The organism is Azohydromonas australica DSM 1124 (assembly GCF_000430725.1).
GTDB lineage: Bacteria > Pseudomonadota > Gammaproteobacteria > Burkholderiales > Burkholderiaceae_C > Azohydromonas > Azohydromonas australica.
Window position 1 is genome coordinate 34,836 of record NZ_AUMO01000056.1, and the last position, 13,935, is coordinate 48,770.

Annotated in this window: 16 protein-coding genes; 3 read left to right on the forward strand and 13 right to left on the reverse strand. The window is 70.3% G+C overall.

The annotated features are described in order from the left end of the window. Nucleotides 1-60: 60 nt before the first annotated feature. On the reverse strand, nt 61-243 hold the full coding sequence (locus H537_RS52540) for a hypothetical protein (RefSeq protein WP_156901592.1): 183 nt from the start codon (nt 241-243) through the stop codon (nt 61-63). Nucleotides 244-279: 36 nt separating this feature from the next. Between H537_RS52540 and ahpC the strand changes: the two genes are divergently transcribed. Together ahpC and ahpF are read left to right on the forward strand one after the other, a co-directional pair. After that, nucleotides 280-843: an alkyl hydroperoxide reductase subunit C gene (ahpC, locus tag H537_RS0110225; RefSeq protein ID WP_028997838.1), complete on the forward strand. Its 564-nt coding sequence runs from the start codon at nt 280-282 to the stop codon at nt 841-843. Nucleotides 844-1,059: 216 nt separating this feature from the next. Then, a complete protein-coding gene (ahpF, locus tag H537_RS0110230; protein ID WP_028997839.1) occupies nt 1,060-2,631 on the forward strand; it encodes an alkyl hydroperoxide reductase subunit F in 1,572 nt (523 codons plus the stop codon). A gap of 70 nt (nt 2,632-2,701) precedes the next feature. Here the strand turns inward: ahpF and H537_RS0110235 are convergent, their stop codons facing one another. The 7 genes from H537_RS0110235 to H537_RS0110265 form a co-directional block, all read right to left on the reverse strand. Beyond that, nucleotides 2,702-3,373 (reverse strand): 3'-5' exonuclease, encoded by a 672-nt coding sequence (locus H537_RS0110235; protein WP_051242332.1) that lies wholly within the window; start codon nt 3,371-3,373, stop codon nt 2,702-2,704. Further along, on the reverse strand, nt 3,370-5,205 hold the full coding sequence (locus tag H537_RS0110240) for a DUF294 nucleotidyltransferase-like domain-containing protein (protein ID WP_028997841.1): 1,836 nt from the start codon (nt 5,203-5,205) through the stop codon (nt 3,370-3,372). The genes H537_RS0110235 and H537_RS0110240 overlap by 4 nt, the downstream gene beginning before the upstream one ends. Before the next feature lie 135 nt (nt 5,206-5,340). Next, nucleotides 5,341-5,982, reverse strand: coding sequence for a 2-hydroxychromene-2-carboxylate isomerase (locus H537_RS0110245; RefSeq protein WP_028997842.1), 642 nt, complete (start codon nt 5,980-5,982; stop codon nt 5,341-5,343). Continuing rightward, nucleotides 5,979-6,221 (reverse strand): DUF1289 domain-containing protein, encoded by a 243-nt coding sequence (locus H537_RS0110250; RefSeq protein ID WP_028997843.1) that lies wholly within the window; start codon nt 6,219-6,221, stop codon nt 5,979-5,981. The genes H537_RS0110245 and H537_RS0110250 overlap by 4 nt, the downstream gene beginning before the upstream one ends. Further along, nucleotides 6,218-6,712 (reverse strand): YbaK/EbsC family protein, encoded by a 495-nt coding sequence (locus H537_RS0110255; protein ID WP_028997844.1) that lies wholly within the window; start codon nt 6,710-6,712, stop codon nt 6,218-6,220. Before H537_RS0110255 ends, H537_RS0110250 begins: the two co-directional genes overlap by 4 nt. A 66-nt stretch (nt 6,713-6,778) precedes the next feature. Beyond that, nucleotides 6,779-7,180 (reverse strand): rhodanese-like domain-containing protein, encoded by a 402-nt coding sequence (locus H537_RS0110260; RefSeq protein ID WP_028997845.1) that lies wholly within the window; start codon nt 7,178-7,180, stop codon nt 6,779-6,781. 30 nt (nt 7,181-7,210) lie between these two features. Further along, nucleotides 7,211-7,807 carry a 2-hydroxychromene-2-carboxylate isomerase gene (locus H537_RS0110265; RefSeq protein ID WP_028997846.1) on the reverse strand — a complete coding sequence of 199 codons (597 nt, stop codon included), beginning with the start codon at nt 7,805-7,807 and terminating at the stop codon, nt 7,211-7,213. A gap of 101 nt (nt 7,808-7,908) precedes the next feature. Between H537_RS0110265 and H537_RS0110270 the strand changes: the two genes are divergently transcribed. Further along, nucleotides 7,909-8,538, forward strand: a complete 630-nt coding sequence (locus H537_RS0110270; RefSeq protein WP_028997847.1) for a hypothetical protein — start codon at nt 7,909-7,911, stop codon at nt 8,536-8,538. 60 nt (nt 8,539-8,598) lie between these two features. Here the strand turns inward: H537_RS0110270 and H537_RS0110275 are convergent, their stop codons facing one another. The 5 genes from H537_RS0110275 to H537_RS0110295 all read right to left on the reverse strand — a co-directional run bounded on the left by H537_RS0110275 (nt 8,599) and on the right by H537_RS0110295 (nt 13,910). Beyond that, on the reverse strand, nt 8,599-9,264 hold the full coding sequence (locus H537_RS0110275) for an SDR family oxidoreductase (RefSeq protein ID WP_028997848.1): 666 nt from the start codon (nt 9,262-9,264) through the stop codon (nt 8,599-8,601). Between the two features lie 126 nt (nt 9,265-9,390). Next, nucleotides 9,391-10,569: an acetyl-CoA C-acyltransferase gene (locus H537_RS0110280; protein WP_028997849.1), complete on the reverse strand. Its 1,179-nt coding sequence runs from the start codon at nt 10,567-10,569 to the stop codon at nt 9,391-9,393. Nucleotides 10,570-10,649: 80 nt separating this feature from the next. After that, a complete protein-coding gene (aceK, locus tag H537_RS0110285) occupies nt 10,650-12,473 on the reverse strand; it encodes a bifunctional isocitrate dehydrogenase kinase/phosphatase (protein WP_028997850.1) in 1,824 nt (607 codons plus the stop codon). A gap of 65 nt (nt 12,474-12,538) precedes the next feature. Continuing rightward, nucleotides 12,539-13,375, reverse strand: a complete 837-nt coding sequence (gene can, locus H537_RS42210; RefSeq protein ID WP_084150578.1) for a carbonate dehydratase — start codon at nt 13,373-13,375, stop codon at nt 12,539-12,541. Nucleotides 13,376-13,454: 79 nt separating this feature from the next. After that, complete coding sequence (locus H537_RS0110295) at nt 13,455-13,910, reverse strand: PaaI family thioesterase (protein WP_028997851.1); 456 nt, start codon at nt 13,908-13,910, stop codon at nt 13,455-13,457. Between the last annotated feature and the right edge of the window lie 25 nt (nt 13,911-13,935).

A 13,935-nucleotide genomic window follows, 5' to 3' on the forward strand; every position in this document is an offset into this window, starting at 1 on the left:
TGTGGAAGCGTGAGGAGGGGCATCGTAGGCAGTGCCTGCTTACCCGGACAGTGGTCCAGGTCAGGCCGCTGCCTTGCCCCGGCTGCAAGCGCGCGGCGCGTGCGCTAACGTAGTCAGGATGTCCAGCCCGCGGTTGGGCATCGCCTCTCCCGCCACCGCGCTGCCGGTGCGGTAATAGGCAGAGTCAATCGACCTCATTTGATTAAATTTAACAATTGAGAAGTCGATGGCTATAGCATTCATCTCGTTCTCTTCAACAACCCACACAGGAAACAAGCCATGTCCCTGATCAACACCGAAGTGAAGCCCTTCAAGGCCACCGCCTTCCACAACGGCAAGTTCGTGCCGGTGACCAACGAGGATCTGAAGGGCAAGTGGTCGGTTCTGATCTTCATGCCCGCGGCCTTCACCTTCAATTGCCCGACGGAAGTCGAGGACGCGGCCGACAACTACGCCGAGTTCCAGAAGGCCGGCGCCGAGGTGTACATCGTCACGACCGACACCCACTTCTCGCACAAGGTGTGGCATGAGACCTCGCCGGCCGTGGGCAAGGCGAAGTTCCCGCTGGTGGGCGACCCGACGCACCAGCTGACCCGCGCCTTCGACATCCACATCGACGAGGAAGGCCTGGCGCTGCGCGGCACCTTCATCATCGACCCGCAAGGCGTGATCAAGACCCTGGAAGTGCACGACAACGCCATCGCCCGCGACGTCAAGGAAACGCTGCGCAAGCTCAAGGCCGCCCAGTTCGTGGCCTCGCACCCGGGCGAAGTCTGCCCCGCCAAGTGGCAGGAAGGCGCCCAGACGATCAAGCCCTCGCTGGACCTGGTCGGAAAAATCTAAGTCGGACAAGCGGGTGGCCTGCGGCCACCCTTTCCGACGGGCGCGGCGGCCGGGCCGCCGCGTTCCAGACCCGCGTGCCGCGCCCGCCGCGTCACGCTCCCTGCCCGGGCCCCCCGGAAAGCGCCCACCGGCCGTACACGGCGGACGCTTCCCATGCGGCCACGAGCACGCATACGAACCCCAAAGCCACCGTTTACCGACAAGAAGGACTTCGCCATGTTGGACGCCGACCTCAAGGCCCAGTTGAAGGGCTACCTGCAACGCCTCACGCAGCCCATCGAGCTCATCGCCTCGCTGGACGACTCCAAGGGCTCGCAGGACATGCTGGAGCTGCTGCGCGACGTGGCCGAGCAGTCGGAGCAGGTCTCGCTGGTGGAGAGCCGCGACGACGCCGAGCGCAAGCCCTCGTTCCTGATCCGCCGCGTGGGCACCGACGTCGGCGTGCGCTTCGCCGGGCTGCCGCTGGGCCACGAGTTCACCTCGTTGGTGCTGGCGCTGCTGCAGGTCGGCGGCTACCCGCCCAAGGTCGAGCGCGAGGTGATCGAGCAGATCGCGGGGCTGGAAGGCGACCTGCACTTCGAGACCTACATGTCGCTGTCCTGCCACAACTGCCCGGACGTGGTGCAGGCGCTGAACCTGATGGCCGCGCTCAACCCGCGCATCAAGCACACCGCCATCGACGGCGGGCTGTTCCAGAAGGAAGTGGAAGAGCGCCAGATCATGGCCGTGCCCATGGTCTTCCTCAACGGTCAGCTCTTCGGCCAGGGCCGCATGAGCGTCGAGGAGATCCTGTCCAAGGTGGACACCGGTGCCGCCGCGCGCGACGCCAAGAAGTTCAGCGCCAAGGCGCCCTATGACGTGCTGATCGTCGGCGGCGGCCCCGCCGGCGCGGCCGCGGCCGTGTACGCCGCGCGCAAGGGCATCCGCACCGGCATCGTGGCCGAGCGCTTCGGCGGCCAGACGCTGGACACCCTGGGCATCGAGAACTACATCTCCGTGCTCGAAACCCAGGGCCCGAAGTTCGCCCAGGCGCTGGAGGACCACGTCAAGGCCTACGACGTGGACATCATGACCACGCAGCGCGCCGAGGAGCTGATCCCGGCCGACGCCTCGGGCCTGGCGCAGGTGCGGCTGGCCAACGGCGGCGTGCTCAAGGCCCGCTCGGTGATCCTGTCCACCGGCGCGCGCTGGCGCAACGTGGGCGTGCCCGGCGAGCAGGAGTACCGCAACAAGGGCGTGGCCTACTGCCCGCACTGCGACGGCCCGCTGTTCAAGGGCAAGCGCGTCTCGGTGATCGGCGGCGGCAACTCCGGCGTGGAGGCGGCGATCGACCTCGCGGGCATCGTGGCGCACGTGACGCTGGTCGAGTTCGCCGACCAGCTCAAGGCCGACGCGGTGCTGGTGAGCAAGCTCAAGAGCCTGCCCAACGTGGACATCGTCACCAACGCCCAGACCACCGAGATCACCGGCGCCGAGGGCAAGGTCAACGGCCTGCGCTACAAGGACCGCGCCACCGGCCAGGAGCACCTCGTGCCGCTGGAAGGCGTGTTCGTGCAGATCGGCCTGGTGCCCAACACCGAGTGGCTCAAGGGCACGCTGGAGCTCAACCGCTTCGGCGAGATCGTGATCGACGCCAAGGGCCAGACCAACGTGCCGGGCGTGCTGGCCGCGGGCGACTGCACCACGGTGCCGTACAAGCAGATCGTCATCGCCGCGGGTGCCGGCGCGGCGGCCGCGCTCAGCGCCTTCGACCACCTCATCCGCACCCCGGCGCCGGTGGCGGCCTGATCACCGGCCTCCCGGCCCATCCGCGAAAAAGCCCGCTGCCGCGGGCTTTTTTCATCAGCGGGGTCGCGGCTCAGTCGTGCCCCAGCAGCCGCCGCAGCTTGGTGAAGGCCAGCGCCGCCATCACCGCATCGTTCATGGCGTCGTGGGCCTCGTACTGGGGCAGGCCCAGCTCGTCCAGCATGGTGGCGAAGCGCAGGTCCACGTTGCGGTTGCCGCGCTCGTGCGCGGGCAGCTGGCGGTTCTTCCACTCGTAGAACAGCGCCGAGACCTCGATCTTGCGCTGCGGCAGCCTCAGCCCAAGCATCGGCCAGACGACGCGGTTGAGCATGGCCACGTCGAACTCCAGGTAGTAGCCCACCAGCGGGCGGCTGCCGATGAAGCGCATGAGCTGCGCCATCGCCGCCTCCGGCGTGATGCCCTGCGCCACGTCCTGCTCGCGCAGCCGGTGCACCTTCACCGCCTCCGACGAGATGGCGCGCTTCTCGGGGCGCACCAGCAGCTCCAGCCGCTCGCTGGTGAGCACGCGGCTGCCCGCGATGCGCACCGCGCCGATGGAGATGATCTCGTCGCGCCGGCGGTCCAGCCCCGTCGTCTCGCAGTCCAGCGACACCCACTCGTCGGGCGGCGGCGGCTCGAACATGAAGCGGTAGTTGTCGTTGGCCAGGTGATAGAGCAGCCAGCCCTTCTTGAGCTTCTCCCAGGGCCCGGCCAGCGGCCCCAGGAGGTTGACGGTGGACTTCACTGCAGGGCGTCCAGGTGGTAGCGCAGCCGCAGCGTGGCCTTGAAGCGCTTGACCACGCCCAGCGTGTCCTTGAGCAGGTCGCGGTCCAGGCTGTTGAGCTGGTCGGGCTTGACGCCGCCGCTGACGTCGCGGCCGAGCTCCAGCTCCTGCAGCCCAGCCTTGAGCTTCAGGCCCATGAAGAAGTGCAGGCTCTGCACCACGTCGGAGCCGATCTCGGGCGCCATGTGGCCCGCGCTCACCAGCGCCTGCACGCGCTCGGCGGTGCCGCACTCGCGGATGCGCTTGTCCATGGCCAGGCTGCGCACGCCGTGCACCAGCGGGAAGATGCCGGCCTTCTTCAGGTCCAGCCGGTCGGGGTCGTTCTCGCCCAGCGTCAGCAGCCGGTTCCACCAGCCGGTGTGCTCGTCGAAGAGCGTGATGGCCGCGGCGAAGCGGGCCTTGAAGGCGTCGCTGTCGGCCGCCAGCGAGAACACCTCCTCGCGCAGCGGCTCCAGCAGCGCGGCGTCACCGCACACCGGGTGCGCGTCCAGGAAGATGGCCAGCGCCATGAGGCTCTCGGCGTTGGGCATGAGCATCCAGCGCCGCACGGTCTCGCGGAAGGCCGACTGCGGCTGCCGCCAGGCCGGGTTGTTGATCATGATCTTGCCCGGGCACGGCGGGTAGCCGAAGTCGATGAGCGCCTGCGTGAAGCGGTTGCAGATGGCCTCCAGGTCCGCCGGCGGCTCGTAGCCGTCGCGCAGCACCAGGCCGTTGTCCTGGTCGGTCTTGAGCAGCTGCTCGCCGCGGCCCTCGCTGCCCATGACGAACAGACAGCTGTTGGCGATGAGCTCCTTGGGCGCGATGAGCTGCCAGGTGCGCTCGAAGAGCTTGGCGTTGAGCTCGCTCACCAGGCGGGCGATCATGCCCACGCGCGTGCCGCCGCGGTGCAGGATGGCGATGAGCTTGGTGATCTGCCGCGAGGCCTCCGCCAGCCCGGCCAGGTCGCGCGACTGCGCGATCTGCAGGCCCACCAGGTAGGAGTGGTTGGAGAGGAAGCTGAACACCTCCAGCGCCTCCAGCACGCCGTGCACGCTGCCGTCGCCGTCCTGCACCACCACGCGGTGCACGTTGTGGCGCAGCATCAGCGCCAGCGCCTCGCCCACGGGGTCCGAGGGCTTCACGCACACCAGCGTGAAGGTCGCCAGCCGGCCCACCGGCAGCCGGTCCAGCGGCGTGCCGTCCAGGATCGCGCGCTGCAGCCCGGTGTTGGTGAAGATGCCCAGCCGCGGCGGGGCGGTGGACCCGTCCTGCACCAGCACGCTGGAGATCTTGTGCTCCTGGAACACGCGCGCCACTTCGACGATGGTGGTGGCCGCGTCCACCACCTGCGCCGCCCGAACGCCGGTCTCGGACACGCGGGCCATGGTCAGCGACTGCATCTCGTGCTGGCTGCGCCGCTGCGCCAGCGCCGAGAGCTTGTTGGAGAGGTCGGAGAACAGCAGCGCGCCGAAGGTGGCGTTGCGCGCGATGAGCTCGTTGACGGCCTTGCGCGCGAGCTGGTAGGCCAGCACCTCCTCCTGCGCCACGAAGCGGCTGGTGACGCGGCCGGCCACCAGGGCGCGGCCGTCGAAGGTGTCGTCGGGGCCGTAGGTCGTGATGACCTGGTGCTCCTCGTCGAACTGCTGCACGTGGCCCTTGATCAGCACGAACAGGTGGCCGGCCTCGATGCCGGGCTCCAGGATGGCCTCGCCGGCACGGAAGTAGGCGATGTCCACGCTGTTGCGCACGAGCTGGCGCTCCTCGGCGTCCAGGCAGTCGAAGGGAGAGGCGTCGAAGTTGAAGGCGCTGGGCATAGCCGGCCATTTTGTGCAGCGCCGCCTGACGCCAGCTTGATGCACGGCAGGCCGTCCCGCGCCCGGCCTTGACCTGGCTGAAGCCGCCCAGGCCCCGGGCGGCCGCCGCTGACCGAGCGGGAAAGCCGGACGTCCTCAGCGCCGCTGCACGCCGGGCAACGGCCGTGCCGCCTCCTGCCACGGCGCTTCGAACCAGGCGTCGCCCTGCAGCGCGGCCTTGAGCATCGGCAGCGCGTCCAGGCCCCAGAACACCTTGCCTTCCAGGACGATGCTGGGCACGCCGAAGAGGCCCAGCGCGAGGGCTTCATCGGTGTGCTCGCGCAGCCGCTGCCGCACTTCCTCGCCCTGCGGGTCCAGCGCCGGCTTCAGTGCGTGCGCCAGCGCCTGCAGCCGCGCCGGATCGTTGGCGTCGGCCCCGGCGCCGCGCCAGACGTGGTGGAACAGCGCCTCCACCACGCGGCGGTTGGGCAGGCCGTCCACCTCGCCGCAGGCCAGCGCCAGGCGCTGCAGCGCCAGCGGGTTGAAGGGATGCTGCGCCGGCAGCGCCAGCTCCACGCCGGCCTCGCGCGCCAGCCAGTGCACCTGGCGCATGGTCCAGTCGCGCTTGGGCCCGATCTCCGCGGGGCCGAGCTGGCCCCAGTGCTTGAGCAGCCCGGCGAACAGCAGCGGGCGGTAGCGCACGCGGTACGAGCAGCCCTCCAGCGCCTGCGGCAGCCGCTCGAAGGCCAGGTAGGCGTAGGGCGAGATGACGTCGAACCAGAAGTCCAGCGTCTTCATCGGCGGGGCTCCGGCACGGGCGCGGGGCCGTGCTGCGCCCGGAGCTGCTCCTGGCGCGGCGGCAGGCGCAGCCACACCGCACGCCGGGCCGCGTCGTCCAGCGTGGACCAGCCGGCGATCTCGTCGATGGTGCGGGCGCAACCGAGGCACCAGCCGGTGGCTTTGTCCATCTTGCACACGCCGGTGCAGGGCGAGCCCACGGGCGTGGTGGCGGCGGGCGGCGGGGACGGCGCCGTCATGGCTGCTGCACCACGTCGGCCACCGGCGCGCCGGTGAGGCCTTCCAGCTGCTGCGGGCTGAGCCGGAACACGCCGTTGGGATGGCCCGCGGCGGCCCAGATCTCGTCGAAGCGGAACAGGTCGCGGTCGATGAGCGTCAGCGGCGGGTTGAGGTGCGCCACCGGCGAGACGCCGCCGATGGAGAAGCCCGTCTGCGCCTTCACGAACTCGGCATCGGCCCGGCCCACCGGGCCCACCAGCGCCGCGACCTTCTTCTCGTCCACGCGCCGGTCGCCCGAGGTCACCACCAGCACCGCGCGCTCGACGGCGCGCAGCTTGAAGATGACGCTCTTGGCGATCTGTCCCACGCTCACGCCCAGCGCGTCGGCCGCTTCCTGCGCGGTGCGCGCGGCGGTGTCCAGGTAGCGCGGCACATGCGGGTGGCCCTGTGCCGCCAGGGCCTGCGCCACGCGTTGGAAACCTTCGGGGCGCTGCTGCAAGTCGTTGTCCATGTCCGTCCTCGTGCCGCTGCGGGTGGCGGCGCGCGCCGGACTATAGCCAGCGGCGCGCAGCCGCCTTCAGTGCCGGGATTGCAGCGGCGCCACCGGCCCGCCGCCCTCCTTCCAGGCCTTGAAGCCGCCGTCGATGTGGGCCACGTCGTCGAAGCCCATTTCCTGCAGCGTGCGCGTGGCCAGCGCCGAGCGCCAGCCCGCGGCGCAGAACAGCACCAGGCGCTTGCCCTGCGCGAACACCGGCTTGTGATAGGGGCTCTCCGGGTCGGCCCAGAACTCCAGCATGCCGCGCGGGGTGTTGTAGGCGCCGGGGATGGTGCCTTCGCGCTGCAGCTCGCGGATGTCGCGCAGGTCGATGAACTGCACGTCCTCGCGGGCGTGCAGCGCCAGCGCCTCGGCCAGCGTGCAGGTGTGCACCTGCGCCAGCGCCTCCTCGACCATCTGCTGGGCCGTCTTCTTCAGCTTCATGCGTCTCCTCCAGGGTTCGTCTCTCGGTTTCTAGAAGGGTGCTGACAGCCAGCGCTCGATCTGCGCGCGGCGGTCGTTGCCCCAGAACGGCTCGCCGTCCACGACGATCCAGGGCGCTCCGAAGATACCCGCGGCGATGGCGTCGTCGTTGACCTGCTTCAGATGCGCCTTCCACTGCGCGTCGGCGCACGCAGCCTGCGCCTGCGCCGGGTCGAGGCCGCAGCGCTCGGCCAGCGCCAGCAGCGCGGGCATCTCGTCGAGCTGCACGCCCTCGGCGAAGTACGCGGCCAGCCCCCGGCGCGCCCAGGCGGCGGCGCGCGACTCGTCCTGCGCGTGCAGCCACCAGAAGATGCGCGCCGCGTTCTGCGTGGCGATGGGAAAGCGCGGCGGCGGGCGGTAGGGCGCGCCCTCGAAGCGGGCCGAGCGCTCGAAGTCGCGGTGCATGTAGCCGCCCTTGATCGGGTAGGACACCGGCGGGCGCAGTTCCGCCGCGGCCAGCGTGGCGCCCAGCAGCATGGCGTGCCAGCGCACCCGGCGGCCGTGGCGCGCGGCCAGCGGCTCGATCCAGGTCGAGGCCAGGTACGAGTAGGGCGAGGAAAAGTCGAACCAGAAGTCGATGGTGCTCATGGCTTCATCCTTTCGGTGGTGTGCTTGTGCCGTATCGGCGCATTCCCTTGCGCCAGGAGAAAACAGCTGCGTTTCAATGCAGGCACGATGGATGCTGAATCATGAACATGCTGCTCGAACTCATCGTCCTGCTCGCTGCTTGCGGCGTGGCGCTGTGTTTCAAGCCATGGGCAGCGCTGCGCGCCACCGAGTTGCGCAGTCCCTGGCTGGCGGCGGTGGTGCTGCTGCCTTTCGTATGGTCGCTGCAGGGCGTGCTGCCGGGCGGGCCGCCGCTGCAGCTCTCCTGCGCGTCGCTGCTGGTGCTGATGCTGGGCTGGCCACTGGCCGTGCTCACCTGCGTGCCGGTGGCGATCTGCACCGCGTTCATCGACGGCAGCGGCACGGCCTCCGCGCTGCACCAGGCGGTGTGGAACGGCGTGCTGCCGGCCACGCTGGCGCTGGGCATCGGCCTGCTCACGCGGCGCTGGCTGCCGCAGCACCTGATGGTCTACATCCTGGCGCGCGGCTTCGGGGCCACGCTGCTGGCCATGGCGCTCGTGGGCGGGCTGTGGCTGCTGCGCCATCCGCTGCCCCCGGGCACCGACGTGGCCGCCGTGCTCACCGGGCGCTGGCTGATCGCCTGGAGCGACGCGGTGCTCAGCGGCATGCTGTGCGCCATCTTCGTGGCCTGGCGGCCGCAGTGGCTGCTGACCTACTCCGACCGGCGCTATTTGCCGGTGGCGCCGCGCTGAAGCGCCACGGCACCCACTGCTCACCTTGAAGGGCCGCCGCGAAGCGGCCCTTCGCGTTCCTCACCAAGGAATCGTCTGTCCTTGCGGATCGAGGAAGCTCCCGTTGCGCGCCGGCGTCAGCCCGGCCAGCACGCGGCGCTGCGCCGCCACGCTCTCCTCCACGGACAGCGAGGCCGACGGCCCGCCCATGTCCGTGCGCACCCAGCCCGGGTGCAGCGCCACGCAGGTGGCGCGGTCCCGCAGCGTCAGCGCCGCGTCCTTGAGCACCGAGTTCAGCGCCGCCTTGGAGGCGCGGTAGAGCCAGCCCGAAGGCGAGTTGCGCTCACCGATGGAGGCCATCACCGAGGAGATCACCGCCAGCTTGCCGCCTGGCGCCAGGCCTTCGGCCATCACCGGCAGCAGCCGCATCGCGCCCAGCACGTTGACGTGCATCACGGCGTCGAAGTCGGCCTGCGTGGGCGGCTCCAGGCCCGCGGTGTCGGGGCCGTAGACGCCGGCGCAGTAGACGGCCAGGTCCAGCCCCAGCCCGTCCAGCCGCCAGCTCAGGGACGAGGCGCTGGCCGCGTCCGCCACGTCCAGCGCCCACGCGGTGGCGCCCAGGGCTTCCGCCGCCTTCAGATGCTCCCCGCGCGCCGTGGCCCACACCTGCGCGCCCGCCTCGCGGTACTGGCGCACGAACTCCAGGCCGATGCCGCGCGAGGCGCCGATCACCAGGACTTTCTGCATCGCTCTCGTTCTCCTTGACGTTCTTCCCTCGCCTGCCTCCCGCGGGCCGCCCTCACCATGGTGAAGGTGCCTGCCGGGCCGCGGCTTGACCTGGATCCAGGCGGCAATCCGCGGCCCCGGCCGGCCCTACAGCACCTCCAGCGCCAGCGCCGTGGCCTCGCCGCCGCCGATGCACAGCGAGGCCACGCCGCGCCTGAGGCCGCGCCGGCGCAGCGCGCCCAGCAGCGTCACGACGATGCGCGCGCCGCTGGCACCGATCGGGTGCCCCAGCGCCACCGCGCCGCCATGCACGTTGACGATCTCGTGCGGCAGCTCCAGCGCCGACATCGCGGCCATGGTGACGGTGGCGAAGGCCTCGTTGACCTCCCACAGCTCCACCTGCTCCTTGCGCCAGCCGGCCCGCTTCAGCGCCTTCTCGATGGCGCCCGCCGGCGCGGTGGTGAACAGCTCCGGCGCCTGCGCGTGCACCGCGTGCGCCACGATGCGGGCGATGGGCGCCAGCCCGCGCTGCGCGGCGGTGGATTCACGCATCAGCACCAGCGCCGCGGCGCCGTCGGAAATGCTGGACGCAGTGGCGGCGGTGATGGTGCCGTCCTTCCTGAACGCCGGCTTCAGGCCGGCGATCTTGTCCAGCTTGGACTTGAAGGGCTGCTCGTCGCGCGCCACCAGCGTCTCGCCGCCCTTGCCGGACACGGCCACCGGCGCGATCTCCCAGTCGAAGCTGCCGTCCTCGTTGGCCTGCCGGGCGCGCTGGGTGGAGGCGATGGCGTAGGCCTCCATCGCCTCGCGCGTGAAGCCGAACTGCGTCACGCAGGTCTCGGCGAACACGCCCATGGCCTTGCCGCGCTCGTAGGCGTCCTCCAGGCCGTCCAGGGCCATGTGGTCGTACAGGGCCGCGGCGCCGTACTTCACGCCCTTGCGCGCGAACACCAGGTGCGGCGCGTTGGTCATGCTCTCCATGCCGCCGGCCACCAGGGTGTCGGCGCTGCCGGCCAGCAGCATGTCGTGCGCGAACATCATGGCGCGCATGCCCGAGCCGCACATCTTGGACAGCGTCACGGCGCCGGTAGCGTCGGGCAGCCCGGCGCGGCGCAGGGCCTGGCGGGCGGGCGCCTGGCCCTGGCCGGCCATGAGGCAGTTGCCCATCAGCACCTCGTCCACGGCCTCCCCGGGCAGCGCGGCGCGCTCGACGGCGGCGCGGATGGCCACGGCCCCCAGCTCCCAGGCCTGCAGCGAGGCGAAGTCGCCCAGCAGGCCGCCGATGGGCGTGCGGGCAGCGGAGACGATGACGACGGAATCGGCCATGGCGGGCTCCTCTCTTCTTCCGGTGGCGGATCAGGGCAACAGGATGGCACCGAGCGCCCTGCCCGTCCGAAGCGCCCGCTTCAGCCTTGCGGCTCGGCCGTGTCGTCCAGCCCGGCCGCGGCGGCCCGGGCCACGCGCTGGTGGACGAAGCGCTTGTGCGGGTCGTAGGGGAAGACGTCGTGCACGTGCCCGGCCAGGATGCGCTGCTTGTGCGCGTTCCAGAACTCGGCGTCGAGCAGGTCGGCGTGGTGCTTCATGAACACCTCGCGCACGCTGGCATTGCCCAGCAGGAAGGGCGCGAAGGTCTCGGGGAACACGTCCTTGGGACCCACGTGGTACCAGATCTCGCCCGACATCTCCTCCTCCTCGGTGCGCGGCGTGGGCACCTTGCGGAAGTTGCAGTCGGTCAGGTATTCGATCTCGTCGTAGTCGTAGAACACGACCTTGCCGTTGCGCGTGACGCCGAAGTTCTTCCACAGCATGTCGCCGGGGAAGATGTTGGCCGCCACCAGGTCCTTGATGGCGTTGCCGTACTCGACCACCGCGTGCTCGATCTGCTCGGGCGTGCCCTCCTGCAGGAAGATGTTCAGCGGGATCATCCGGCGCTCGATGTACACGTGCTTGAGGATCACCTCCAGCTGCCCGTCGCCGTCGCGGTCGGAAATCTCCACCAGGCTGGGGCAGTAGTGCAGCAGCTCCTCCACCAGCGCGTCCTCGAAGCGCGCGCGCGGGAAGGCCACGTTGCTGTACTCCAGCGTGTCGGCCATGCGCCCGACGCGGTCGTGCGTCTTCACCAGCTGGTACTTGCTCTGCACGAGCTCGCGCGTGGTCTCCTTCGGTGCCGCGAAGAAGTCCTTGATGCACTTGAAGACGAAGGGAAAGCTCGGCAGGTCGAACACCAGCATCACCATGCCCTTGATGCCCGGCGCGATGCGGAACTTGTCGGTCGAGTGGCGCTGGTGGTAGAGGAAGTCGCGGTAGAACAGGTTCTTGCCCTGCTTCTGCAGGCCCAGCGCGCTGTAGATCTCCGAGCGCGGCTTGCGCGGCATCAGGCTGCGCAAAAACTGCACGTAGGCCGCGGGGATCTCCATGTCCACCATGAAGTAGGCCCGCGCGAAGCTGAACAGCAGCAGCAGCTCCTCCTCGCCGAAGAGCACCGCGTCGATGGCCAGCGCCGCGCCCTCCTGGGCGTGCAGCACCGGCAGCGCGAAGGAGGTCTCGTGGAAGCCGTTGACGATCTTGCCCACGATGTAGCCGCCCTTGTTGCGGAAGAACATCGAGGACAGGACCTGGATCTGGAAGTTGGTGCGCCAGCGCGTGTCGCCGAGCTGGCGCCGGATCGCCTCCAGCACGTCGTCGATGTCGCGGTCCAGGTCCTCGAAGGGCAGGTTCAGCTGGAAGTTGTGGACGACGCGCAGCAGCGTCTCGCGCAGCGTGGCCGGCGTCGGGTAGTAGGCGCGGTAGGTGGGCGCGGCGGCGGGCTCGTCGTTCTCGATGTACTCGGTCGAGACCGCCGGGCGCACGAAGATGAAGTCGTTGTGGAAGTAGCTGCGGTGCAGGATCTGCGTCGTGACCGAGTTGAAGAAGGTCTCGGCCAGCTCGGGCTGGTGGTGGTTGGTCAGCAGCCCGATGTAGTGCAGCTTCACCTGCTGCCAGGTGTCCATGGGCAGCTTGGAGGCCTGGAACTCGGTCTGCAGCCGCTCCGCGGCCTCCTCCACCCGCTTGGCGTAGAACTCGATGCGCTCGCGCTGCGCGCGCTGCTGGCCCAGCCAGTCCGCGGCCTCGAAGCGCTGCTTGGCCGCGGCGCTGGTCTCGCGGAACAGCCGGTAGTGGCGGTTGAACCCCTCCAGCAGCGCCCCGGCGATGGCGTAGGCGCGGCTGTCGTCCAGCAGGCGCGGGAACAGCTGGGGGTTCTTCAGCATCGAGGCCTCCGGTCCTGGCGTTGTCGTGCGTGCGCGGCCCTTGGCGCTCAGGCCGCGGGCGGCGCCTCCACCGGCGCGGCCTCGCGCCCGCGGCGGCGACCGCGCCCGGATTCAGCCTCGGCGCCGGCTTCAGCCCCGGGCTCCGCCTCGGCCAGCGGCGCCGGTGCGGGCGTGGGCGCCGGCGGCGCGGGTGCCTCGGTGGGCGCGGAGGCCTGCGCCGCCTGCAGCGCCGCCATGCGCCGGTACAGCGCCTGCAGCGCCTGCTCGTAGGCCGGCGCCACGTCGTCGGGACCGCCGACGTTCATGCACAGGTCCTGCAGCAGCCCGTTGTGCAGGCCGTACACCCAGCCGTGCACCACCACGCTCTGGCCGCGCAGCCAGGCGTCCTTGACCACCGTGGTCTGGCACACGTTGAGCGCCTGCTCCAGCACGTTGAGCTCGCACAGCGCGTCGATGCGCATCTCCACCGGGAGGCTGAACAGCCACTCGCGGTGCTTGTCGCGCACGTCCTGCACGTGGCGCAGCCAGTTGTCCACCAGGCCCACGCGCAGGTCGTTGAGCGCGGCCTTGACGCCGCCGCAGTTGGAGTGGCCCACCACGATGACGTGCTGCACCCGCAGCGCGTCCACCGCGAACTGCAGCACCGACAGGCAGTTCAGGTCCGAATGCGCCACCACGTTGGCCACGTTGCGGTGCACGAACAGCTCGCCCGGCAGCAGCCCGACCAGCTCGTTGGCCGGCACGCGCGAGTCGGCGCAGCCGATCCACAGGTACTGCGGCGTCTGCTGCTTGAGCAGCCGCGAGAAGAAGCCGGGCTCGCGCGCTTCGGTCTCGTCGGCCCACTGGCGGTTGCGCTCGAAGAGATCCTTGAGTTCGTTGGTCATGGCAGAGGGAGACGTTGCTGAGGAAACGGGGTGGCGCGCGGCCGCGCGGCGCGCCGGCGAGGGGGTGGCGCGGCAGGCTTCAGCCGCGCACGTCGGGGCGGCCCTGCACCGTCATCATGGTGGCGGTCATTGTGGCGACGAGCCTCTCGGGGCCACCGGGCTCGTGCTGCAGCGCGCGGCCCTCGACCACGCTGATGGTGCGCCCGGCCTTGAGCACGCGGCCCTCGCAGCGCAGCCACGGGCCCTGCGCGGGCGCCAGCAGGTTGACCTTGAATTCCACCGACAGCACCGAGGCGTCGGCGGGCATGAGGGAAAAGGCGGCGTAGCCGCAGGCCGAGTCCAGCGCCGCGGTGAGCATGCCCGCGTGCATGAAGCCGTGCTGCTGCGCCAGCTCGGCCTTGTGGCGCAGCACGATCACCACGTGGCCCGGCGACACCGCCTCCAGCGTGGCACCCAGGGTGTGCATGGCACCCTGGCGCGCGAAGTTGTCGCGTACGCGCTGGGCATAGCCGGCGTCTGCGGGAACGAAGCTCATCAATCCTCCAGGTACTCGGCGCGGA